Below are 23,909 nucleotides of genomic sequence, written 5' to 3'. Positions count from 1 at the left end.
TGCATGTTGAAGCAGAATTCCCGGATTTGCCGGGACTCTGATTGAACCGGGGTTATTCCTGAGTGTTCCGTATCACGGTCAGGTTGTCGTAGAAGAACTCACCATCTTTGGTGTTCCCGAAGAGTCCGGGACTGCCGATGGTGTTGGGGGCAAGGTCCTCTGCGGTGATCGTCCATTGCTCCGGTTCAGTCTCGCCGCGCGGCCAGATCTTTCCGCTGAGAACCGCCTTGCCGTCCTTGTTCTCGGCTTTCAGTTTCAGCGTGTACCAGACGTTGGGCTTCCATTCCAGTGCACTTTCGGCAGAGAAACGGTTGAGCTGCGGGGTCCATGTTCTCAGTTGCAGCTGCTGTGAAGCTCCCATCAGGTCGAGTGTGTAACGCTGGCCGATCAAGCCTGCATCCGGGAGTTTGCCCTGTCGTGAGTAGCTGAGAACGTCAGCCTGAATGGTGTAGTCGTGAAGGTCTGGTTGTCCCATCCATCCCTGGCTGCGGGTCCCTTTGGGGATGGTGGTCAACTTGCAGAGGACGCCATTGCCGTCGACTTTGCGATCTCCCTGAACGATCGACAGCTTCGGTTCGGGAACGGTTTCGTCGCCGCGGCCGGTCTTGCGATCCCAGTTGGACCACTCGAAACTGGCGAGCACATGTTCATCCACCAGTTTCTGCAGCGAAGCATCAAACTTCGCCTTGGCAGCTTCGATCGTCTTGGGCTTTTCTTCCCCTTCTGCGAGGTTGAAGAAGAGCAGGAAGTTCTTCCAGCGCTGCTGCGGGGTGGAGTCATCAAAGTCACGTTTTGGTCCGAAGTTGACGAACTCTGTCATGAAGTAGATGTACAGGTCTCCGGCAACCGGATCTGCCTCGCGGAGCTTCTCAAGCAGTTCCCAGTCAAGAACAATGTGTCGATAAGCACATCCGACCCACGTCACGGGCACAACGCCGTCGTTGAAGTCGAAGGACCAGTTCAGATCCGGAATGATCCGCAAGCGGGCCTTTCCTTCGAGCTCGCCAAACTTCACCGACAGTGAAGCGGCCTGATGTTTCGTCTGGGTGGCAGGGATGGAATAGACACCCGCTGCATCAATATCGCCGGGGCCGACCAGTTTGAACTCCAGCTCATCCGGCCGGGCATTTCTCAGGTACTGGCCTTTGCTGTTGTAGAGCCGTGCATGGAAAGTCTGACGGGTCCCCGGACGAAGCAGCGACTCGACCGGAACGACCTGCACCAGCGCCGGCTTTTCATCCAGGGCCGTGTGGGTTTCGCTGGCAACTTCCGGCAGGGCCGTCGGCTCGCTGGCATGTTCGGCGTTGCCAATGCAGTAAATCTTGCCCGTCGTCGGCAGGTAGACTTTTCCATTGGCAGCGATCGGTGAGCCATGGCACTCTTCCCCGCTGGGGAATCGGTATTTGAAGAGCATTTCCGCTCCCTCGGGAGTCGGCTTCAGAATGTATCCGCGGCCGTTCACTTCATTCACGTACAGCTTGCCGTCGGCATACAGCATGTTTGCCCGCATCATCGTTCCCAGACGAACCGGTTCACCGATCTGATCGCCGTTCTCGGGGTTCAGGCAGTAGAGCTTGGCAGCGTCGTTGACGAAGTAGAGTCGACCGTCAATGATCTGCGGCGAGGAACGTCCGACGGAATACTCGGTCTTCTTCCAGATCGCGCCGGTCTTGGTGATATCACCGCGCTGGGTGGGATCGATGCAGACGATGGCTCCCATCTCTGTGGAGTCCAGATTCTCTTCGGAATGTCCGCAATAGACCCGGTTCCCGTAGATCAGCGGGGTCGTGTTGATTCCGTGTGCGGAAAGGTAATAGCTCCAGAGCCGTTTGCCGGTTCTCGGCTGGAAGCTGTGGATTCCGCCGTCGCCAGCGGAGCAGACCATCTGTAGCTCACCGTCGATCACTCCAATGACTGGTGAACTGTATGTCGTGTCTTCGGGAAGTGGTCGGGTCCCTTCGTACCAGACGGGCATGCCGTTGGTTTTGTCCATGGCGAGGAAACGATGATTCGGCTTGGCCTGATCACCCCAGCCAATCACCACAGCACTGATGATGACGTTCCCTTCGAAGACGGTGGGATAGTTCGTTCTTCCGCCGTAGGTGGTCAGAAAGCCAAATTCTTCCGACATTGAGTGATCCCAGATCAGCTCGCCGGTTTCTCCGTTCAGGCAGCAGAAGTAACCGCAGACACCCTGTGCGTAGACGTTGCCGGTTTCTGGATCACAGACGACGCTGGACCAGCCGACCCGCTCGATGGGGACGTCCGACAGAAAGACGTTGAAGGCGTATTCCCATTTCGTTTCGCCGGTATTGGCATCCAGACAGACGACCTTCTCGCCGGTCTTCTTGATCTCGTCGTGATAGCTGTTGCTGAGCAGATACAGGCGACCGTTCAGCAGCGTGGGGGTCGACCGGCTGCCGATTTCCGTCGACCAGAGGAGCTGGCTTCCTTCGCCCCCTTTGGGATCCCAGCGATCGGGCAGGTCCACTTCGTTCGAGACCCCTGTCCCATTCGGTCCCACCCAGTAGGGCCAGTCACTTCCAGCATGACTGCTGTGGGTTGTTGCCAGAAGACCAGCGGCCGCAACGGCACAGCAGAGGTTCGAGAAAAACGATTTCATTCGTCACTCTTCGGTGGAGATCAGGGAATATCGGCGGGCGAATTCGCTTGCAGCTGAGCATGTCAGAAACTGCACGCAGGCTGTTTCTGATACACGTCCCGGGCCGGAGAATTCATCAGCGGACTGACAAGCGGCGCCGGAAGACGACTGCTGCTGAGGCGATTCGTGATTTCGCATCCAAACTTGTTTCAACAATAGTCAACGCACTTCGGTTCGGCAAGGAGGGAGTTGAGCCCGTCTGCTGGAAGTCCGGACGAAAGAGGTTCTACTAAGGAAGAATCTCAACGATTGATTGTTCGAAGTAGACCGACAGCTGTGAATTCCGTGACTTGTGTTACGGTTTTGTGAACGTTGTCTTGTGTCACGAAGCGTGATCAGTCTGAAAGCGATGCCGATGTCTTTTCCCGACGTTGAACTCTCGCAGCGATTGGCACAGCGTCAGCGTCCGGAAGGACGTGCCGTCATGCATCAATCGTGGAAGCAGTTGCTCTTCCTGCACTGGCGATTCGACCCCGCTGTGGTGCAAAGCATTCTGCCACCGGGTCTGCACGTCGATCTCTTCGACAACTCGGCCTGGGTTGCAGTTGTCCCGTTTTTGATGAGGAATGTCCGGCCGACGTGGCTTCCGTCTGTCCCGTATCTCTCCAACTTTCTGGAGCTGAATGTCCGGACATATGCTGTGAACGAAGAGGGAACACCGGGTGTCTGGTTCACGTCACTCTCTGCGAACCGACTCCCTGCCGTTCAGGGGGCGCGATGGCTATTCCATTTGCCATATGTCTGGGCTCGCATGACAGCAGCCACCGGGCCAGACGGAAAAGTCGACTATCAGTGTCGACGCTTCTCCGATTCTGAGAAACGCGTTTCCAACTTTTCATACACTCCGCAGGGATCGTGTGCGACGGCTGTGCCGGGGACTCTCGAGTTCTTTCTCCTTGAACGTTACCTGCTGTTTGCCCAGCGGCCTGATCAAAAGATCCTGACCGGCCGGGTCTTTCACACCCCTTACCCGGTTCAATCCGCCGAGGTTCACACGTTCGATACCCGAATGATCGAATGTGATGGATTCGCAGTTCCCGGTCGTCCCCCGGATCATATCGCGTACTCTCCGGGGGTCGATGTGGAGGTCTTTCCGTTGCAGTCGTAGATCTTAACGCAGAGTGCTCCGGAGGCTTCCCGTTGCCGGGGCGGACTCCGCTTCCAGTCGTTCAGAAAATCGATCCCACAGCTGCCGCCTGAGGAATTCTCGGGCCTCATTTCGGCGGATTGCCATTCGTCCGACACCGGCCAGTGCCAGCAGTAACGCTCCTGATGCCAGCAGCAGTGACACCGACTGATCCGACAGACTCACTGCGTTCGCCGGGCCCAGAACGAGCAGAACCAGACCGGTCAACAACACAAACAGGTTGACCCACGGAAGCAGTTTGACCGTCTGCAGGTACAGCCATCCTCCCATCGCGGTCAGTGCGCACAGCAGCACCGGCAGTGATCGCATGAGGACGCTGGCAGTACCAGCGTCGAACAGCTTGTGACCGATGTGACACAGATCTGCGAACAGGCAGGGCGTGAGACATTGGCAGGTCTCAAGCAGCGGCGCGGATTCAGTCATGGGAATGGCTTTCAAGGCGGGAGGTCTTTGATCGTTCCCCGACGGCGGGCGTCGGGTCACGTCATTCCGGGTCAGGACTGCAGGGAGGGAAGGTAAAGGGAGTCGTCCCGGAACTGTTCAGGCAGGTTGCACTCAAAATTGTGTACGACGGGAAATCGACAGTCAAACGATGAAAACTTTTCCCTCTACTGTCATCACCAATGTTGAGAAAGACACCATTCCGAAATGCAGGTTCGCTCCCGTCAGGATGGTGACAGGGTCCCGCGAGACTCGCTTGACCACATGCTGCGGAAGCTGCGAGAGAGAGACCATTTCCGTTTCTGCGGTGTCCCGTTCCGCCACGCGGCGAACCGCGTTTCCTCGATCGAAAACCGCCCTGCTCGGGCACACGGTAGAGCAAACTGCTCTGGGAGTCAGATTTCGCTTTGAAGCATGTTTGACGATTCTTCAGACACCGTCATATCGACATGTGTTGCTGTACCTCGCACGACAACGTCATGTCGGGCGGCCCACTGGGAGAGGTCCTGTTTCCGCAAGGCGGCTGCCATCAACTCAGGGAACAGGTCCGGAGTACACGCGAACGATGGCACCGCCAGGGACGAAAGTTCCATCGCCAGATTCTGGTTGTAGCTGGGAGTCCCTTCATCATTCAGCGCGAGCAGACAGATGACTGTCACTCCTGAGATGGTCAGCTGGGCGATTCTTCGAATCAGCTGATCCTGCTCTCCCCCTTCAAACAGATCGGAAATGAGAATGAGCGTGGTCTGGGCGGGGCGTTGGATTCTGCGATGGCAGTAACTGATCGCTCGATTGATATCGGTCCCTCCTCCCAGCTGGGCTGCGAACAGCAGGTCGACCGGGTCCTGCAGGTGCTCGGTGAGGTCAACGACTTCCGTATCAAAGACGATCATCTGTGTCCGCAGCGACTTCAGTGAGGCAAGAACCGCGCCGAAGATTCCGGCGTACACCACCGATGTCGCCATCGATCCACTCTGGTCAACACACAGGACCACGTCACGCAGTGCCCCCTGACGGCGGCCATGCCCCACCAGCCGTTCCGGGATGAGTGTCTTGAACTCCGGAAGGTAGTGCTTCAGGTTCTTGCGGATCGTCCTGTTCCAGTCGATCTCCTGAGGGCGAGGCCGCTGGCTGCGAGTGACTCGATCAAGTGCCCCGCGGACCGCACTTGTCAGCTGTTGACGCAGTCGCTTCTCCACATCGCGTACCACTTTTCGCACGACCATCCGCGCAGTCTCGCGAGTCTTTTCCGGAATGACATTTTTCAGGGTCAGAAGCGTTCCGACCAGCTGGACGTCCGCCTCGACTGTCTCCAGCGTTTCCGGCTGCAGGAGCATCTCGTGCAGTTTCAGGCGTTCCAACGCATCCTTCTGCATCATGCGCACGACGGATGCGGGAAAGAAGCGACGAATGTCGCCCAGCCAGCGATTCACCTTCGGGGAAGAACTTCCCAGCCCCGCCTTTCGATCGGAGTCGTACAGCGCGCGCAGCACCTGATCGATCTGCTGGTCCTCTCCTTCCAGCTCGACGTCGAGTCCTTCTGTCGAGGCGGACTGCGGTCGGGGTTCGCTGCCAAGGACCAGTCGCCAGCGTCGCAGTCGGTCATCCGGTTTCGACTCACTCATGATGGACCCCCAGGATCCGGGCGAGGACGGGCAGGACCTTGGCTGCACGGGGATGATCGATCAAACGGTTGTCACCTTCGAGGACCGGAATTCTTTTCGCCTGACTTTCACCCTGAAACTGTTTGACCGTTTCTCCCATCTGTCGACGTTCCGCGTGCGAGAAGCTGGAGAACGCCCGCCGTAACACCGGAAGCATCTCGATGAAGACCGTCTCCTGAAGCCCAGCCAGCCAGCGGTCCATGACTCGCCACACAGTCTCCTGATGAATCAGCAGGAGTCCGCTTCCCTGCAGGAACCCTTGAATCCAGGCAGCCGCCTGCGGTGTTTCGTTCACGGCACTCAAGGCGTGAGAGGTGAGTTCTTCCAGTTCCTGACCATCGAGCAACTGGGCCTCCAGCAGGCTGCGGGTCGCCCAGCCCCGGATCAATCCATGATCATCGCCGCGAGCGAGTTGCTGCAGCCGTCCACGAAACTCGTCGGTCAGCTCCTGAACCTGCATCAGATCGAGAGCCTGCTCGGTCTTGGTCATGCCAGTGATCAGTCTGGCAGCGAGGTCATCATCCACCGCCGCACAGGCACTCGGAAGGCCCACGCAGACCCGCGCGACCATCTCAGCGAGCACCGGTTGCAGCTGCGCGGTATCGGATCCTCGCACGTTCCCGTAACGGACGACCTGTGCCAGAGAAGGGAGTGCTTCCATTAACTGCAGAACGTCGGTATTGACCGCGGCTGTCGACTGGATTTTCTGAATGAGCACGGGGAACACGGCAGAGAGTTCTGCGTGGATCGCGGCATCGAGATCCGTGGACATCTCCTGCAGGGAACCGGATCGCTCCGCACGATGAATGAGTCTGGCCGTCGCTGCGGCTTCGAGCGTGTTCCCCCAGATGTTTGCTTCAATCAGTGTGATAGCAAACTCGGGTTGCCATTCGAGTTTCCAGACCTCGTGGAACGTCGACAGACTTCCCCCAGACGACTGAAACTCTCCCCAGCGAATCCCCAGGATTCCGAGTCGATAGAGAAACTGACTCTGTCTGCGGGCGTGATCATTTCTGAGGTCGAGGTCCAGCAGGCGAGGCTGCACGTTCGGTTTGAGTCGCAATGACTTCTGCAGCTTCTCGACATCTTCCGCCAACGGGACTGACGGAATTTCTCGCGGAACACTTCCAAGCCGATCCCCCATCTCCAGCTTCTTGCGGATCAGCGAGAGCGGAGTCTCTTCCCCATGACAGAGCACCGTGAGGATGGCGTCGTTCAACTCCTGCAATCCGGGAGTCCGCAGCTCCCGCAGTGCTGCCAGTGCATCGGCCAGTCGACGGGCTTCGATCACGCTGGCGGATGATGCTCCCAGATCCCGCTCCCGCAGCAATCGTGCAGCGTTGACCACCCAGCGGGTGGCTGCCTCGGTATCCGATTCCCACAGATGAGCGTACCAGCCGGGAGCATGCACTCCCGCACCATAGCCGCTGCGATAGGCAAGCCGGGCATGCGTCCACGGAATCCACGTGGCCACGGTCTTCACCTTCGGGAGTCCTTTGAGACGCGCACTGTCATCTCTGACCCGGCAGCCGCCACGTTTGCCGTCAATCGCGAGCTGATCGAGAAACGGACCGTGCCACGCCCCGCAGATCACCGCAATCTTCTGAAAGCCTTCTTTGACGACGCTGCGAATCGTCTTCCGCATATACGCTTCCCGCAGCAAGTCCTTTTCACTCGCTTCAGGAAACTCGTCACGCACTGCCCGCATCGCCTCAAGAATCGCCTCGAAGACTCCAGTGGCGTCACTGCGACGTTCAATCTGTTCTTCCCACCAGAGCTCAGGGTCATGATGCCCCGCTGCTTCTGAGAGAATCGCCAGCGGATCTGCCCTCCACACCGGAACCGGAGGAGCATTCAGGTTCTCAGCGTCCGACTGCATCTGGGCGTCCAGTGCCATGTGATGCGACATCGGCAGGTCCATCGCCCGGACTGGTCGTTGATGCTGCGCCGCCCAGCGGAGTGCCTGCCATTCCGGTGAAAAAACCGCCAGCGGATAAATCACGGACTTGGCAGGTTCATCACGAGGATAAATGAGCATCGCGACGGGGGGCGACATCGCTACGTTCCCCGCCAGCCCCAAAGCCGATTCCAAATCCCCCGGCGCTTCAATTACCAGCACGTCCGGATGCAACTCATCCAGCGCCCCCAGCAGGCTGCGGGCACAGCCGGGTCCATGATGCCGGATTCCGAAAACGTGGATCATGGGGGGAGGGGACAGGGAAGAGGGGACAGGGGACAGGGGATTTAGCCACACACTTCATGTGTGTGGGGATTCACGAACACTAAAAAAATCACGAACGACATGATTCGATCTGTTCTCAAGTCTGCTTTGAAATCTGAATCGGCTTTCAAACTGAAGACGTCACTCTTCCGTGAGTTCCGTGTCTTCCGTGGTTAAAATTTCTTCGCCTACAAATCCTTGCTCGCCCGGTACAGATCTTTCCAACCATCGCGTTCTTTCACGATCGTCTGCAGATATTCCTGCCAGACGATTCGATCCTGCACGGGATCTTTCACCACAGCTCCCATCAGTCCCGAGATGAGGTCACTGGCATTGATGGTCCCGTCTCCGTAGTAGGCAGCCATTGCCATTCCATTGGAGACGACCGAGATTGCTTCGGCGGTCGAGAGTGTTCCGCTGGGGGACTTCAATCGGGTCTTGCCGTCGACGGTCTGCCCGCTGCGCAGTTCGCGGAAGATCGTGACGACACGCCGGACTTCCTCGAGAGCCGGCTTTTCCGCAGGAAGTTCCAGTGCCCGGCCCAGCTGTTCGGCGCGGCTGTGAACGATGGTGACTTCGTCTTCCAGAGAGTCGGGAAGGGGAAGGACGACAATGTTGAACCGCCGCAGCAGGGCGCTCGAGAGTTCATTGACCCCCTGATCCCGATTGTTCGCGGTGGCGATGACATTGAACCCCTTGATTGCCTGGACTTCGGTATTCAGTTCCGGGACGGGGAGTGTCTTTTCGGACAGAATTGTGATGAGGGAGTCCTGCACTTCCGTCGGGATGCGGGTCAGCTCTTCAACCCGGACAATCCGTCCCGTTCGCAGCCCATTCAGCATCGGGCTTTCGACAAGGGCAGCTGACGAGGGGCCTTCCGCCAGCAGTCGTGCATAGTTCCAGCCGTATCGCAGCGCAGATTCGTCTGTCCCGGCGGTTCCCTGAATCAACAAAGTGGACGTCCCGGAGATGGCCGCTGCGAGATGCTCAGAGACCCAGGTTTTGGCTGTCCCGGGGACTCCATAAAGCAGCAGGGCCCGGTCCGTTGCCAGGGTGGCGACCGCGATCTCGATAAGTCGCGGCTGGCCGACATACTTTGGCGTGATCACCGTCCCGTCGGCCAGAGTCCCGCCGAGGAGATAGGTTTTGACCGCCCAGGGAGAGAGCAGCCAGCCCGGCGGCTTCTGGCGATCGTCTGCTTTCTGCAGGGCTGCCAGTTCAACGGCATATTGCTGCTCCGCATGCAGACGCAGCGGATTGTGAACATCCTGAGCGGAAGTGTGGAGCGGTTCAGCCAAGAGGATTCATCCTTACATATTGAATTCGGGACCTGCATCATGTCGGACGTCCTGCGTGCAGGCAATCCCGCCAGAGGTTGGCGGACCCGATTTCATGACGCTGTCGGTGGCGGAAGAGACTCTGAGATTCCGTCTCGATTTGTCCCTGCTGCTTGTTGAGGGGAGTTGCGCGCGAAATAATCCCCACTGGACACCTTTCGTATTTTAAGGATCGACGATGCCGAAACTGACAGTTGATGGAGTGGGTGAATTCGAAGTGGCAGCCGGGAAGCGGCTTGTACTGGCATTGACGGAAGATGCCGGCATTGATCAGCTTCACGCCTGCGGCGGACAGGCTCGCTGCACCACATGCCGTGTGGAATTTCTCGCCGGCGAACCCGATCAGATCACGGTGGCTGAGAAGAACCTGCTGCAGGCGAAAGGCCTGTCGGGAGTCCGCCTGAGCTGCCAGATCGCCTGTGACCATGACATGTCGGTCAAAGCGATTTCCCGCCTGGAAGGAAGCGGTCGCAAGGATTGCGGTGGGCAGCCCGCTGCCGAGATTCAGCCGGCTCCGGAATGGACCACTCTGTAAAGATGCCGAAATGCGTTGATGGCTCGTGACACGTCTGGGATTGGTGAGTGTCTGGCTCAAGCGACTTCAGGAACGTCAGAAATCTGGTCGAACTGACCTCTCCAGTCGCTCTACAGGATGTCGAGAAGTTGATTAGAATCCGCTGATGCGTCCCTGGCGGTCGCACCAGCCGGTTGAATCCTCCTTTGACTTCCTCCCATCCCAGGCGTCCATCATGGTGTTGAAGAAATGGTCCTTTGTGGCCATCTGCGTTGCCAGTTTCGTCTCTGTCACAACACTTCCCGCTGACGACTTTCCGACCCCGGTCAATACGGAGAAGGCGACGACTACGCCGATGGATCCGGCTGAGGTGGTCAAGAGCGTCAAACTCCCTCCCGGTTTCGAGCTGACGGTTGTTGCAGCCGAACCGAAGGTCCAGAACCCGATCGCCATGACGATCGATGATCGCGGCCGGCTCTGGGTTGCGGAGAACTACAGCTGGGCCGGCGGCGGAGCTGGAGGCTTCGATCCACAGCAACGAGACCGCATCGTCATTCTGGAAGACACGGATGGCGACGGTCAGCACGATAAACGGACTGTCTTCTGGGACGACGCCCGACTGCTCACGAGCATCGAAGTCGGCTTCGGAGGGGTCTGGGCAATCTGTCTGCCGCATCTTGTCTTCATTCCCGATGAGAACCGGGACGACGTTCCGGACAGCGCACCGCGGATCATCCTGGACGGATTTCAAGAGGGGATCATAGGGCATACCCCGGCCAACGGTTTGAAATGGGGGCCGGATGGATGGCTTTACGGACGTTCGGGAATTCTCGCTCCCGCCAACGTCGGCAAGCCGGGAGCCAGCGACTCACAGCGATTCAAGATCGATACCGGCGTGTGGCGGTATCACCCCACGCGTGATGTCGCCGAAGCGGTCATGCACGGGATGACAAACTCGTGGGGATTCGACTTCGATGAGCATGGTGAAATCTTCGTGATCAACACCGTCATCGGGCATCTCTGGCACGTCATTCCCGGAGCACACACCGAACGCATGTTCGGACTCGACATCAATCCGCATTCCTACAAGCTGCTTCCGCAGGTGGCGGATCACGTTCACTGGGATACGGGTGAATCATGGAGCGACGTCCGGAAAGGGGTCACCGACAGCACCAGCGCCGCTGGGGGTGGACATGCCCACATTGGACTCATGATCTATCAGGGAGACAACTGGCCTGCGGAATACCGCAATCGTGTGTACACTCTGAATCTTCACGGAATGCGAATCAACTCGGACATCCTGCAGCGTCAGGGAGCCGGATATACCGCGACCCATGGTCCGGACATGTGCTTCCTTGCAGACCACTGGTTCCGGGGAATGGAGCTGTTGACCGGTCCGGATGGGGGAGTGTTCATTGCCGACTGGAGCGACACCGGAGAGTGTCATGATCACGACGGCGTGCACCGCACCAGCGGCCGTATTTACAAACTCGTTCATGAGAAACCGGCTCATCTGCCGGAGTTCGATCTTTCCAAACTGACGTCGAAAGAATTGATCGCGCTGCAGTCCCATCCGAACACCTGGTGGGCTCGGCAGTCGCGAGTGATTCTCGCCCACCGTGCCGCACAGGGACTCTCTTCCGATGAACTCGCTGCACTGCGGGATGACTTGAAGGAGACATTGTCGAAAACCGATGCGGAAATTCCTCGCATCCGATTGCTGGAAACCATTGCGGCCGTCGGCGGAACTTCGGACTCATGGTGGATTGATCATCTGGCTTCGAAGAATGAGTACGAACGGGTCGCTGTCCTGAAATTCCTCGTCGATCAGGAAACCTGGGACGGCCGTGCTCCTTCCGCAGTGCTGCTCAAAACGCTGGTCGAACTGGCCAAAACAGATCCATCAGGACTGGTCCAGCTGCATCTGGCCTCTTCACTTCAGAAACTTCCGGTCGATCTGCGTTGGCAGGTGGCGGATGCGTTGGCTGCTCGCAGTGAGTATGCCCATGACCGGATGTTGCCGCTCATGGTCTGGTACGGAATTGAACCCGCTGTCCCACGTGATGCCTCCCGGGCGATCGCATTGATTCAGGTCAGCCAGATGCCGCAGCTGAGCGAGCTGGTTGCCCGCCGACTCACGCTGGAGATTGAGAGAAATCCCAAGTCCATTGAACAGCTGGTGGAACTCGTGAACAGTGGAAAGTGCCAGTTCCCCGAAAGTGTGATCAGCGGCATGTCGCAGGCCTTGAACGGCTGGCAGAAGGCTGCTGCTCCGGAAGGCTGGACGCAGCTGGCTGACAAGTTTGCGAAGTCAGAGTCGGAAGAAACCCGGCAGCAGGTGCAGAGTCTGAATGTCATCTTTGGAGACGGTCGTGCCATTGATGAAATGCGGGCGATTGTCACCGATGGATCGCTCCCCCCGGAAACCAGACGCGCTGCCCTGCGGTCGCTCCTCCTCAGCAAGCCGGCAAACTATGCTCCCACTCTTCTGGAACTGGTCGGTGATCAGAATCTGAGAGTCGAAGCCCTGCGTGGACTCTCGCAGTATGATGAGAAAGAGATTCCCGAAAAGATCCTGAGCATGGCTGGCGGGTTCAAGCCTGCCGAGCGTTCGGAGATGATCCTGACGCTCACGTCCCGGCCTGCCTCTGCCAAGGCCCTGCTGGCGGCGGTTCGCGCGGGACATGTTCAGCCTTCGGAACTCTCCGCATTTCACGCCCGGCAGATCGCTTCGTTCGAGAACGAAGAACTAACTAAAGAACTGACGGAACTCTGGGGTGATGTGCGAGTGAGTGCTGCGGAGAAACGTGTGCTGGTTGACAACTACAAGTCGCAACTGACCACTGATGTCCTCGCGCATGCCAACCTTTCCGCAGGACGGGCGATCTTCCAGAAGAGTTGTGCCAATTGTCACGTGCTCTTTGGAGCTGGACGTCGACTCGGCCCGGACATCACCGGTTCGAATCGTAAGAACCTCGACTACCTGCTGGAGAACATCATTGATCCCAGTGCCAGCGTGGGGGCCAGCTTCCGGACTGTGGTCGTCGTTCTGGATGATGGACGTGTCATCAACGGCGTGATCAGTGAACTGAACGAACGGACGCTGACGCTGCAGTCGGCCCAGGAAACACTCACGCTCGATCGACAGCAGATCGACGAAATGAAAACGACAGCCGTTTCTCTGATGCCCGAAGGCCAGCTTCAGAATCTTTCTCCCGAGCAGGTGCGTGACCTGATCGGCTACCTGATGAGCAGTGAACAGGTGCCGCTTCCTGCGGATGAGGGAAAGTAATTGCCGTCGTTGGGCGGTGAGTCGAATCCCGACTCACCGCGCGATCTTTGATCGAAGCCTCCTGAAGAGTTTTGGACCCCGCCCGACATGCAGATCTGGATTGATGCCGACGCCTGCCCGGGAGACGTGAAACAGCTTCTGTTTCGGACGGCAGATCGGCGCAGCGTAAAAATGACGCTGGTCGCGAATCAGCCGATGCATCCACCCCGTTCCCCGTTCATTGATACCGTGCTTGTGCCGGCGGGGGCCAATGTCGCGGATCAACGGATTGTGGAGTTGATGCAGCCGGGGGATCTCGTGATCACAGCGGATATTCCTCTGGCGGCGGATGTCGTCGCCAAAGGGGGAGAGGCTCTCGATCCCCGCGGACGTGTCTACGATGCCAGCACCATCGGCGAACGCCTTGCCATGCGGCACCTGCTGGATGAACTGCGAGCTGGGGGACAGATCACGGGTGGCCCGAGCCTGTATGGTGCGAAAGACCGGCAGGCCTTCGCCAATCAGCTGGACCGCTGGATCACAAAGGCACTGCGATCGATTCAGCGAAATGGTTGAAATAACGTCGCAGCTTCAGTGACAGTAGTTCCAAGTCTGATCGAATTGAAATAAGAGGTCAGGGGACAGAGGTCGGCGGTCAGAAAGCACTGGAAAACAAGCGATTTTCTGACCTCTATTCCCCGACCTCTGACCTCTCACGATGATTGCTCGGAGAACTTGGAAGTACTGAGTGACTTCATTCCTCGGAGCTGCGCACAGCGTATCGGAGTTTGGCCGATGTTGAACGGGGATTGCTCCGACGCTCTTCCGGGGTCGCCTGAATCACTTCTTCACTGATCCCGCGATAGATGCCGCTTCGCAGCCCCTCTTTGAAGTGAAGTTTCACGCGCCGGTCTTCCCCGGAGTGAAACGTCAGAAAAGCGACGCGCCCGCCCGGTCGCAGGCAGTACGGAAGCTGCCGGAGCAGTGCATCCAGCACACCGAACTCATCGTTCACGGCAATTCGCAATGCCTGAAACACGCGGCGAACGGCCCCGTCAATCGCATCGGCCTGTCCGCGGGCAAACGGGGCGTAAAGCGAACGGATCAACGCCGCCAGCTGATGTGTCGATTGCAGCGGAGTTCGCGCGTGCGCCTCGAGAATCTTCGACGCCAGTTCTTCCGCGAACGGCTCGTCCGCATTCTCGGAGAGGATCTCTGTCAGGTCCGCGGCGCTCCATTTCCCCAGCAGCTCAGAAGCGGGCATTCCCCGCGACTGGTTCATCCGCATGTCGAGCGGTCCATCCGCTTTGAAGGTGAATCCCCGTGAGGGATTGTCGATCTGCATGGAGGAAATCCCCAAGTCAGCGAGAATCATGTCCGCGCCGGCAGGAGAGATCTCTCCGAGAACTTTTGAAAGACCAGCGAAATTGATGCAGCGGACGATGAGTGACTCTTCCGGACAGCCGCTCTGCCGGAGTCGAGCTTCAGTTCTGGCAAGTTCGACAGCATCGACATCCAGACCAATCAGTCGGCCGCCCGGTTGAATGGCTTTCAGCAACTCCCGGGAGTGACCGCCATATCCCAGTGTGCAGTCGACAGCGAGTTCGCCCGGCTGCGGATTCAGACAGTCCAGAATCTCCTGCACCATGATCGGGCGATGTGAACCGGCCGGCGTTTTTCCCGACGCCAGCACCTTGGCAACGTCGTCTGGATACCGCTCCGGAGAGCGTTCCTTGTACTTCTCGGCAAAGCTGCGTGGATTCTTTCCCCGGTACCGTGGTCTTCGGGGAGGTCGAGGAGAAAGTTCGTCTGTCATCGCCTCACTGTAAAGGTTGAGAATGGGCTCTGACAATTGAACAGAAAGAGCGAGGAGGTTCCTGACAGGCCACAATCCCGTAACATCGGGAGCGAAGCATGTTCGCTCCATTGCGCGGACAGGAGACGCCCTGCTGGCTCCTCGACCATCACCTCTGACCGCCGGATGTGCAAAGTCGTGGATATTCGGGCAAAACCGGCTCCCTGTCCTGTTCGGTCCAGCGATTGCATTCACCCCGACCGGATCTCCCCATTTCCCCCATGGAGTGCTTTGATGGCCATCGATGTCCAGTCGCGTCAGGAAACACAGAAAATGGGCGCCCTGTTGCATGATCAAGGGACAGCCTTTCGAGTCTGGGCTCCGCATGCGGAAAGTGTGTCTGTCATCGGGACGTTCAACGACTGGGACCCGCAGGCACATCCCATGGAACAGGAAGAGAACGGGAACTGGTTCCTTGATATTCCGGGAGTTGAGGCGGGGGCCGAGTACCGCTTCTTCATTCGAAACGGAAAGCAGGAACTCTCGCGGGTCGATCCTCATGCACGTGAAGTGACCAACTCAGCCGGGAACGGTGTCGTCACAGACCCCTCCTTCGACTGGGAAGACGATGACTTCAAAATGCCGCTGCTCAATGAGCTGGTGGTTTACGAAATGCACATCGGGACATTTGGCGAACGTGACGGGGAAGAAATTCCGGCGACGTTCGATGCGGCGATCGAGCGTCTGGGGCACCTCAAAAGACTTGGCGTCAATTGTGTTGAACTGATGCCCGTTGCGGAATTCGCGGGGGACTTCTCTTGGGGGTACAACCCCGCCCATCTGTTCGCTGTGGAGTCTGCCTATGGCGGTCCGCAGGGGCTGAAGCGGTTCGTTCGCGAAGCTCACCGGAAGGGGATCGCTGTCATTCTGGATGTGGTCTACAACCATCTGGGGCCCAGCGATCTGAGTGTCTGGCAGTTCGATGGCTGGAGCGAGCAAGGACTTGGGGGGATCTACTTCTACAACGACTGGAAGTCCGAGACCCCCTGGGGAAACACCCGCCCGGACTACGGCCGGGGAGAAGTCCGGCAGTATCTGTTTGATAATGCCATGATGTGGCTGAAGGACTATCGTGCGGACGGTCTGCGGTATGACATGACGCTTTACATCCGCACGGTGCGGGGCGTCGGTGATGAGGGGGGCGTGCTCCCAGACGGCTGGAGCCTGACCCAGTGGATCAACGAAACCATTCGCAATGAGTTCCCCGGCAAGATCGTCATCGCCGAAGATCTCCAGAATGATCCCTCGTTGACACAGCCCGCGGAACAGGGGGGAGCCAGTTTTCACACACAGTGGGACGCCCAGTTCGTTCATCCGGTTCGAGACGTCCTGACGAATCCCACGGATGAGGGGCGCAGCCTTGAGGCGGTGAAACATTCATTGTCGGCGGGGTACAACGGCGATCCGTTTCAGCGAGTTGTGTACACCGAGTCTCATGATGAGGTTGCCAACGGCAAGGCCCGGATTCCGTCGGAGATCATGCCGGACGCCCCGGATCACTGGTTCGCTCAGAAGCGTTCGACGCTGGGAGCTTTGCTGGTGCTGACGGCTCCCGGCGTGCCCATGCTCTTCCAGGGACAGGAGTTTCTCGAAGAGGGCTGGTTCCAGGACACGGTCCCGCTCGACTGGGACAAACGTGAGGATTTTCACGGCGTAGTGCGTATGTTCCGTGACCTGATTCGACTCAGATTGAACTGGAACGATGGTTCACGCGGCTTGACCGGTTCGCATGTCAGTGTTCTCTATCAGGACGACCAGGCGAAGGTGATGGCCTACCTGCGGACCTTTAACGGCGAGTGCATGCCGGGGGATGTCGTGGTGGTCGCTAACTTCTGCCGCGAACCACGCAGCATCCAGCTGACGTTCCCTGTTCCCGGCAACTGGAAGCTTCGATTTAACGGAGATTCGAAAATCTACTCCGACGACTATGGAGACACGCTGGCAACAGATATCGTGCTCCCCGACGGGGCACCCTTTGCTGCGGAGGTGACCATCGGTCCTTATGCGGGGTTGATTTATACGCTGTCCAAAGAACCGACGGATGCTTGATCGGCGGCGATGTGTGGTCGCGCACCGATCAGTCTGCTCGGATTTGAGCCACGCTGGTAGAATGATCGCCTTGCAATCATCCACCGCTCAGGTCAATTTCGCGGGGGACGGTGTGCGAAACCGCACACCCGCTACTGCGTTCAGGCACACGTTCTGAATCGCGGGGCGGCGAAGGAAATAACTCGTGGACTAAGCGCAAACCAGTGTCTGATCGACCGACTCCGCGACGGGCAGGTCGATGGCGATTTCTTTCTGCATCTGATTTAACTCTTCGCGGGTAATGGAGATATGCGCAGGGCATTTGAAGCCTAGTCGCACCCTGTTCTTCGCCACTTCCAGAACCACGACTTCGATGTCGTTTCCAATGCGAATTGATTCCTGCTTCTTACGGGTCAGCACCAGCATTATCCACCTCGATTCGAATCCGTGAACTAAAGGTCGTTGTCTCCCCGCTACCTTGAGTGAAATGCAAAGAAAATGCCGAAAATCGGGCAAAACCTCGACTTTCACTCAAGTCAGCACGCGGCGTCAAGAAATGTGATGGTTTGTACACCGCTGCGAGAGATTACACTGCATTCGTTTTTGTGTGAATAGATGTTCACCTAAAATCTTCAGAGAGTGGCGGTCAAGAGACCGACCGGGCAAACGCGTTGAATTCCGGGCCCACCAGTACATTCAGAGATTGAGGGTACAACTGAACCTGCAGCGGCGTCGCCCCGATGGAATCGCCGTCCGCGGAGAGCAGAAACGGCGGAGCAGATTCGATTAGCACTTGCCTCGCGCGGCGGATGACGATGAGATCGTGCTGCTGAAAATCCGCGAGCAGATAATTGGCTGTCAGTCCGGCGATTTCTCCCGGGTCACCATCCAGCACCAGCATGACATCGATCAGGCCATCATCGACGGCTGCATCCGGAGAGACGATCAGCCCGCCCCCTGAGGTTCGTCCGTTGGCGAGAAAAACATTCAGGACCGACAATTTCTCTGCGGGCCCGTCATCCAGTGTCAGCGAGATTTCGAAGGCTTCCAGATTCTGAATGACGTCAACAACCCCGCGCAGGTAGCAGAGCACTCCCCAACGCTGTTTGACCTCATCCGTCATCACTTCCAGATAACGCCCCGTATTACCTCCGGTGATCATATTGGCGCTCCAGCCTCGCTGACGATCGGTCTGAAATTCCATCACGTCCAGCGAATGGACTCTGCCTGAAGTCAGAACGTCGACGGCGCCAGCGGCGTCAAAGGGAATCGACAGGCTTCGGGCCAGATCATTCCCTGTTCCCAGGGGGAGCACGCCGAGAGTCCGCTGCGATTTCACGCTCATCATGGAATCGACCGTCGCGCGGACGGTTCCATCCCCACCGGCAGCGACAATCATCCCCGGAGTCTCAGACAGAAACTGAATCAGTTCATGCGCCGCTTCCGGAGATTCCGGGCGATGAACTGAAACGTTCGGCACTTCGAGCAGCAGCGGCAGGACCTGTTCGGCCATTGCGGTCGAATGCTTCGATGGGTTCCAGATGACAGCCACAGGGACATGTTTCGACAATCGAAAGCTCCTTCAGCAGCGGACTCTCTTACATCCGTCAGGCGAATTCCGCACTTCACAAGACTCCCGCATCGTTCGGCCGATCGAGCTGCTCGGCGGAATCAACCAGTCGACGGATCAATGCTTCCACCTGGCGACGGTCGCTGGTTGCTCCCCGCAATTCAATTCGCAGCTCTCCCTCTTCCAGGGCGAGTCTGTCAAACTCCTGTTGATTGATCAGGTCGAGAAAGGCTTTCCGACGGGAGGCCGACCAGAACTGCTGCAGCTGGGTCTTGTTCTCTCCCTGAACGTCCACGTTCTCGTCGAAGTCTGCATCGCCGGTCAGAAACCGGTCGTCTGAATGATGGGCGACACTCCCGACCACCCCCAGCACAGCTTCCGCTGACATTGTTTTCGGGGCACTTTGAACCGGTGCAGCAGCGCGGGCAACAACCACACCGCCCCCCGCATCTGAGCTCTCAGGAACCACCTTCAGCTGCACCTGCCGTCCGCGAATTGTCCCGGAAAGAGACGGCCCCTGTTCGTCTTGAGTGAACCTCAGGCGAAGCCGTCTGGCGGCTCGTGCCCATTCATGCCGTCGCTGCTGGTCGAAAATGCGGGCGCCGATCGCGATGGAGATCAGTCCTGCGACAAGAACGAGAATCCAGAATCCAGTCTGACTCGTGATCTGCCCGAGCATCGTTGAACCTGACTTGCTGACGAATCCGTTTGGCAATCACGGTCAGATCAGGACAAATTTCGTGCCGGAAATTCTGGAATGCTGTCGAAGACGAACCTTGCCAGATGGTCAGCGAGAAACCTGAACCGTCACGAGTCCGGCGGGACTGACATTAAGCAGTCCCGGAGGAGCATAAGCGTTCAACGGCGTCGGGGGGCCGGAAAGAGGGAGTTTTACCCAGTCGGCCGAGGCGATGGTTTTTTCCGTCTTCGGAATCAGCCAGATGTTTCGAAAGTGGACAGGATTGTTGTGAGCCTGCAGCTTCGTCGGCAGCATCTGCGGTCCTTCTTCGATCCCGTTTCCGGTTTTGTTCGGGATGACCGCGTGGTCATGCACCAGAACACCGTTGTGCCAGATGGTGATCTGCATGTCCGAAATCTTTTTTCCGTCGGCGTCGAACTTCGGCATCGTGAAGTCGATGTCGTAGGTCTGCCACGCGAGGGGCGGATAGCACATATTCACATCCGGCCGACGGGTCTTGTAAATGGCACCGCAATCGTTTTCGATTCCCTCACGACCGAAGGAATCGAGCACCTGCACTTCGTAGCGACCCTGCAGGTAGAACCCGCTGTTGCCACGATCCTGCCCGCGTCCCAGCGGCTTGAAGGGAAGCTGGAATTCCGCATGCAACCGCATATCACCGAATGACTGTGCGGTCTGTGTCCCTTCCCGCAACAGGCCATTTTCGGTGATCCTGGGGGTGACGAACTGATCTGTCGGTTCACCTGAAAAGAGGATGACGGCCCCCTCGGGAGGACGGGCTCCGAGGGTGGGGCTGACTCGATCGACTTTTTTCAGTTCACCGACGCGTCCGCCGTCTTTGGAAAAGATCACCGCTGTCTGCCCGTCGGCTTCGATGGTGTAATCCGGTCCGTTCAGTCGAACGATGTTGTCGACGGTGTTTCCCTGATACTCGAAACGCTGTCCCTTTCGCCATCCGGCTCCGGGGAGGCCTCCGTAGTACTTCGCGGCCAGGAAGGTTTCATCTCCCATCGCGACGATCTGCAGCCCGACTGAGCGACTGCTCCGATCGGAGCCAAGACTCCGTTGCCAGCCTCGATACTCCCCCTGCAGCAGATAATCGGTACCAGCTTCTTCGGGAGTCAGGTAAGCGGGGGGCCGGACCTTCGCTTCTTGAGCCTGAGCACGGACGGTCCCCGAGGTGATTCCCAACATGCAGGCGATGGCGAGACAGGCGACTGGTTTCATGTCGGCATTCCTGACAGGAGAGTCAATTCGTGCTAAAGGGGGGGGCCGACAGCTTGTGCAGGCCCGTTCACCGCTCTATTTGGTCCTTTGACGGTACCTGTCGCAACCCAGAAGCCGCAAGCGAGGTCTCCCGGAAAATCTTCAGCACATCCGGGAATTCGGGCGTGATATAACGATTTTTTCTGAGGAAGGTGGCAGCGGTGCAGCAGCCGTCACGGCAAAGCATTGATGTTGTCGGCGCTTTCCCCTTCATCAATGATCAGGGGCCACTCCAGCCGGAAGCATGTCCCTACGTTCGCTCGCGTCTTCACCGTGATCGTCCCGCCGTGTTCCTGCAGAATCTTCTGACTGACCGCGAGCCCCAGCCCGGTCCCTTTCAGGCCCTTGCTCGATTCGAACAACTGAAACAACCGGGAGAGTTCCCCGTCTTCAATCCCGCGGCCGTTGTCTTCAATCTCGACCCAGACCTGCTCATGGGCGCGGTCTGCTCCGTAACGAACTTCAATTCGCGGATGCTCGCGCTCATCCAGAGCGTCCACAGCATTGGTGAGCATGTTCAGTACTGCGCGATGCAGCCCTTCGGGATCGAACTGCGTCTTCGGGACCGGCGTCACCTCTTTGAGTGTCAGCTCGATTCCGCGCTCCGTGCAGCGGGACTGCATCAGTTCCGTCACATCGTTGAGGACCTCCCTGAGCCTGGACATCTTCAGCTGCGGTTCACGTTCTTTGCTGAACGTCAGCATGTCCATGACGAGGTTATAGATTCGCTCCTGATTGCGATCGACGACACCCCAGCCTTTGCGGATCATCTCTTCGTTGTTCTGCTTCAGTCCGGTGTCGATCAGATATCCGCCGCCACGCACTCCCTGCAGAATGTTCTTGATGTGATGGCTCATGATGGCGATGGTCTGCCCGACCGCAGCCAGTCTCTCGGAGGTCACCAACGCATCCTGATACCGGGAATTCTCGATCGCGAGTGCCGATTGTCGGCCGATGGCGAGCAGCAGTCTGAGCAGTTGATCGCTGAACCGGTTGCCGTCGGGATTGGTGTTGGGGGAAAGTGAAGACCGGGTCGTGTCGACATAGATGACTCCCATCAATTCGAACCGGCCGCGCATCGGCACACACATTGCCTCGCGGATCCCCGCCCGCATGATGCTTTGCCCGGTGTCGAAGCGGCTGTCGTGCTGGGCGTCCGAGGTTCGCACCCCCTGGCCGTTGTGAATCACGTACTCGACGATGCTGGTGGAAATGGGCATCCGCTCATCGACATTCACACCGCTGCGATGCCCGACCACCCGGGGTTCAATGCGGTCGTTCTTCGAGTTGGCGACCAGCATGCACCCGCGATCCGCACCGACTGCTTCCAGTGTCAGATCGAGAATCCGCTTGAGCAGATCATCCAGCGACGTTGTCGGGCGGACCACTTCTTCGGTGATCTGATACAGCAGCTGAAGATTGGCTCCCGCCTGAGTCCATCCCCCGAAGTTCGCCTGTTCGGGGGGGCGTGCCTGACCGACAATGCGTGACTGGTCGTCGAGGGCTGAACTCGCCACCAGATTGATCCGTTCCACCACCGTGCGATCGGACTGCTGCGGCTCATTCGTGAAGAGCAGAATGGTTCTGCCGATCTGAATCTGGTCCCCGGATCGAATGCTGGCCGCCGTGACGGACTGCCCGTTGACGTAGGTTCCGTTGGAGCTCTTCAGGTCCGAGATCTGCCAGGTCCCCTGGCTGCGGGAGATGAGCGCATGCCGCCGCGAAACTTCGGTGTCCAGAATGCGGATTTCGTTCTGACCGCCGCGCCCCAGATGCATCGGCTCAGGGGTCAGATCATATTTGCGTCCCTGTTCAGGTCCTTGGATGACCAGGAGTGTTGCATCGGTCACGAGACGGCTCGCGCTGGAAGATTCGAAGTATCAAATTCGAAATCCGAAACAGATCGAAATTCTGCAAACTCAAAATACCAAACGCCTCGGCCTGTTTCATCAGACTGCATTTGGTGCTTTGAAATTGTTCTGAATTTCAAAAAGCGGATTTCGAATTTTCACTCACTTCCAGTACTTCTGCGTCACCCACCAGCTGACTCCGGCGCCAATGACCAGAGCAATGGCAACGTTGGGATAAAAACCGATCGGGACCTGGGCTGCCAGCACCGGGCTGAAGGACTTCAGGATCTGAGGGAACATCGGCAAAATGACCCCCCAGCACATGAAGATCAGGCCCAGCTGCTTCCGCTTCTCCTGTTCCGCTGGAGACAGATCCGCAAAGGACTGCTGCGTCTGCTTGGCGGCTTTCCCAGCCCCCGACTTCGCGGGTGCGGCTGCTTTGCCGGAGGACTTCGGAGCGGCCTTGCCGGCAGTCTTGGTGACAGCTGTCGAGACTTTGGCCTCGTCCCGGACACCGGGGGCGTAGTACTTGGCGACAGCCTGATTGATCGCGCGCGGGGCTGCGATCACCGTTCGGACCGGAGCGTTGTAACGCAGGCGGAGTTCCTCTTCGAGTTCGTGTTCAATCTGGTCGACACTCGCGATGAGCAGCTGGCCATCATCCACGAACAGCGGGATGAACGAATGCTGTTTGACCAGTTGCCGTGGCACCTGATCGAGGATGTCATCCTCCGGCAGCATGTCTTCAAGGTCGATGTACGAGTATCCCAGCTGGACAGCGAGTGCCCGTGCGGCTTTCTCCGGCGGAACCAGTTTCATCTGCACGACGGCATCGCGATGCGAGAGCCCCCGGCGCTCGGCAAAGTCTTCGACTTCCCGCTTCTGATCGCGGCTGATTTCACTCTGTCGGCAGAGAACATCCAGAATCGGCTGGCGGCCGAAATCGTCTTTCTCCGGCGGGAGTTCACGCCCGAGCGACTCATCGTAATCACGCTTCCGCTCACCGTCCGTCAGGCACAGCATGGCCTTGGCCATCTCGTTGAGCAGATCCTGAGACTGCACGGAGTATTGACCGGTTGCATACTTTCGGACGTGCGCGTTGAGCTTTTTGTAGTGCGCGCGGATCTTGTCGGTATCGTCTTCGAATCGCACGACCCGCAACAGTTCATAGTGATCAGGCGGCCGCGGCCCTTCCGGAATTCCCAACCATTCCTTGTAGAAATCCATGAGCGATTTGCCTGCTGATGTGTCAGAAAATCCGAAATCCGAAGTAACAAGCTCGAAACAAACTCAAAGCACGAAATTAGAAACAGTCAGACATGAGGACAAGTTTGATGCTTCGAACTTCGTACTTTCGAATTTGTTTCGAATTTCGAGTTTCGT

At 58.0% G+C, this 23,909-nt stretch carries 17 protein-coding genes; 5 read left to right on the top strand and 12 right to left on the bottom strand.

Going from position 1 to position 23,909, the window contains the following annotated elements:
• Positions 1-52: 52 nt before the first annotated feature.
• Positions 53-2,623: a PQQ-binding-like beta-propeller repeat protein gene (locus SH661x_RS17420; protein WP_437224091.1), complete on the bottom strand. Its 2,571-nt coding sequence runs from the start codon at positions 2,621-2,623 to the stop codon at positions 53-55.
• 394 nt (positions 2,624-3,017) lie between these two features.
• Between SH661x_RS17420 and SH661x_RS17415 the strand changes: the two genes are divergently transcribed.
• Positions 3,018-3,770 carry a YqjF family protein gene (locus tag SH661x_RS17415; protein ID WP_437224089.1) on the top strand — a complete coding sequence of 251 codons (753 nt, stop codon included), beginning with the start codon at positions 3,018-3,020 and terminating at the stop codon, positions 3,768-3,770.
• Positions 3,771-3,773: 3 nt separating this feature from the next.
• Here the strand turns inward: SH661x_RS17415 and SH661x_RS17410 are convergent, their stop codons facing one another.
• From SH661x_RS17410 to SH661x_RS17395, 4 genes are all read right to left on the bottom strand, one after another.
• Complete coding sequence (locus SH661x_RS17410) at positions 3,774-4,232, bottom strand: hypothetical protein (RefSeq protein WP_437224086.1); 459 nt, start codon at positions 4,230-4,232, stop codon at positions 3,774-3,776.
• Positions 4,233-4,645: 413 nt separating this feature from the next.
• A complete protein-coding gene (locus tag SH661x_RS17405) occupies positions 4,646-5,875 on the bottom strand; it encodes a VWA domain-containing protein (protein ID WP_437224083.1) in 1,230 nt (409 codons plus the stop codon).
• Positions 5,868-8,117 (bottom strand): DUF5682 family protein, encoded by a 2,250-nt coding sequence (locus tag SH661x_RS17400; RefSeq protein ID WP_437224081.1) that lies wholly within the window; start codon positions 8,115-8,117, stop codon positions 5,868-5,870. The genes SH661x_RS17405 and SH661x_RS17400 overlap by 8 nt, the downstream gene beginning before the upstream one ends.
• 206 nt (positions 8,118-8,323) lie before the next feature.
• Positions 8,324-9,433: an ATP-binding protein gene (locus tag SH661x_RS17395; RefSeq protein ID WP_437224078.1), complete on the bottom strand. Its 1,110-nt coding sequence runs from the start codon at positions 9,431-9,433 to the stop codon at positions 8,324-8,326.
• Between the two features lie 217 nt (positions 9,434-9,650).
• On the opposite strand from SH661x_RS17395, the gene SH661x_RS17390 reads away from it, so the two are divergent.
• From SH661x_RS17390 to SH661x_RS17380, 3 genes are all read left to right on the top strand, one after another.
• Positions 9,651-10,007, top strand: a complete 357-nt coding sequence (locus SH661x_RS17390; protein WP_437224076.1) for a 2Fe-2S iron-sulfur cluster-binding protein — start codon at positions 9,651-9,653, stop codon at positions 10,005-10,007.
• Between the two features lie 145 nt (positions 10,008-10,152).
• Positions 10,153-13,278, top strand: a complete 3,126-nt coding sequence (locus SH661x_RS17385; protein ID WP_437224074.1) for a PVC-type heme-binding CxxCH protein — start codon at positions 10,153-10,155, stop codon at positions 13,276-13,278.
• Between the two features lie 87 nt (positions 13,279-13,365).
• The gene (locus tag SH661x_RS17380) at positions 13,366-13,833 is read left to right on the top strand and encodes a YaiI/YqxD family protein (RefSeq protein WP_437224072.1); all 468 of its coding nucleotides are present in this window, start codon (positions 13,366-13,368) and stop codon (positions 13,831-13,833) included.
• A gap of 178 nt (positions 13,834-14,011) precedes the next feature.
• Here the strand turns inward: SH661x_RS17380 and rsmH are convergent, their stop codons facing one another.
• Positions 14,012-15,073 carry a 16S rRNA (cytosine(1402)-N(4))-methyltransferase RsmH gene (gene rsmH, locus SH661x_RS17375; RefSeq protein WP_437224070.1) on the bottom strand — a complete coding sequence of 354 codons (1,062 nt, stop codon included), beginning with the start codon at positions 15,071-15,073 and terminating at the stop codon, positions 14,012-14,014.
• A gap of 273 nt (positions 15,074-15,346) precedes the next feature.
• Between rsmH and SH661x_RS17370 the strand changes: the two genes are divergently transcribed.
• Complete coding sequence (locus tag SH661x_RS17370; RefSeq protein WP_437224068.1) at positions 15,347-17,161, top strand: alpha-amylase family glycosyl hydrolase; 1,815 nt, start codon at positions 15,347-15,349, stop codon at positions 17,159-17,161.
• Positions 17,162-17,350: 189 nt separating this feature from the next.
• On the opposite strand, the gene SH661x_RS17365 is transcribed toward SH661x_RS17370, so the two are convergent.
• The 6 genes from SH661x_RS17365 to SH661x_RS17340 form a co-directional block, all read right to left on the bottom strand.
• Positions 17,351-17,566 carry a carbon storage regulator gene (locus tag SH661x_RS17365; RefSeq protein WP_437224066.1) on the bottom strand — a complete coding sequence of 72 codons (216 nt, stop codon included), beginning with the start codon at positions 17,564-17,566 and terminating at the stop codon, positions 17,351-17,353.
• 220 nt (positions 17,567-17,786) lie between these two features.
• Positions 17,787-18,710, bottom strand: a complete 924-nt coding sequence (locus tag SH661x_RS17360) for a diacylglycerol/lipid kinase family protein (protein ID WP_437224064.1) — start codon at positions 18,708-18,710, stop codon at positions 17,787-17,789.
• A 55-nt stretch (positions 18,711-18,765) separates the two neighbouring features.
• Positions 18,766-19,389 (bottom strand): hypothetical protein, encoded by a 624-nt coding sequence (locus SH661x_RS17355; RefSeq protein WP_437224062.1) that lies wholly within the window; start codon positions 19,387-19,389, stop codon positions 18,766-18,768.
• Positions 19,390-19,497: 108 nt separating this feature from the next.
• Positions 19,498-20,637, bottom strand: coding sequence for a 3-keto-disaccharide hydrolase (locus SH661x_RS17350; protein WP_437224060.1), 1,140 nt, complete (start codon positions 20,635-20,637; stop codon positions 19,498-19,500).
• Between the two features lie 212 nt (positions 20,638-20,849).
• Positions 20,850-22,526, bottom strand: coding sequence for an ATP-binding protein (locus tag SH661x_RS17345; protein ID WP_437224058.1), 1,677 nt, complete (start codon positions 22,524-22,526; stop codon positions 20,850-20,852).
• A 162-nt stretch (positions 22,527-22,688) separates the two neighbouring features.
• Positions 22,689-23,753 (bottom strand): hypothetical protein, encoded by a 1,065-nt coding sequence (locus tag SH661x_RS17340; RefSeq protein ID WP_437224055.1) that lies wholly within the window; start codon positions 23,751-23,753, stop codon positions 22,689-22,691.
• Positions 23,754-23,909: the final 156 nt, after the last annotated feature.

Origin of the sequence: Planctomicrobium stercoris (assembly GCF_051465655.1) — a bacterium.
Classification (GTDB): Bacteria; Planctomycetota; Planctomycetia; order Planctomycetales; family Planctomycetaceae; genus Planctomicrobium.
Note: the sequence above shows the minus strand (reverse complement) of the source record. Positions and strands in the feature narration are given on the sequence as shown.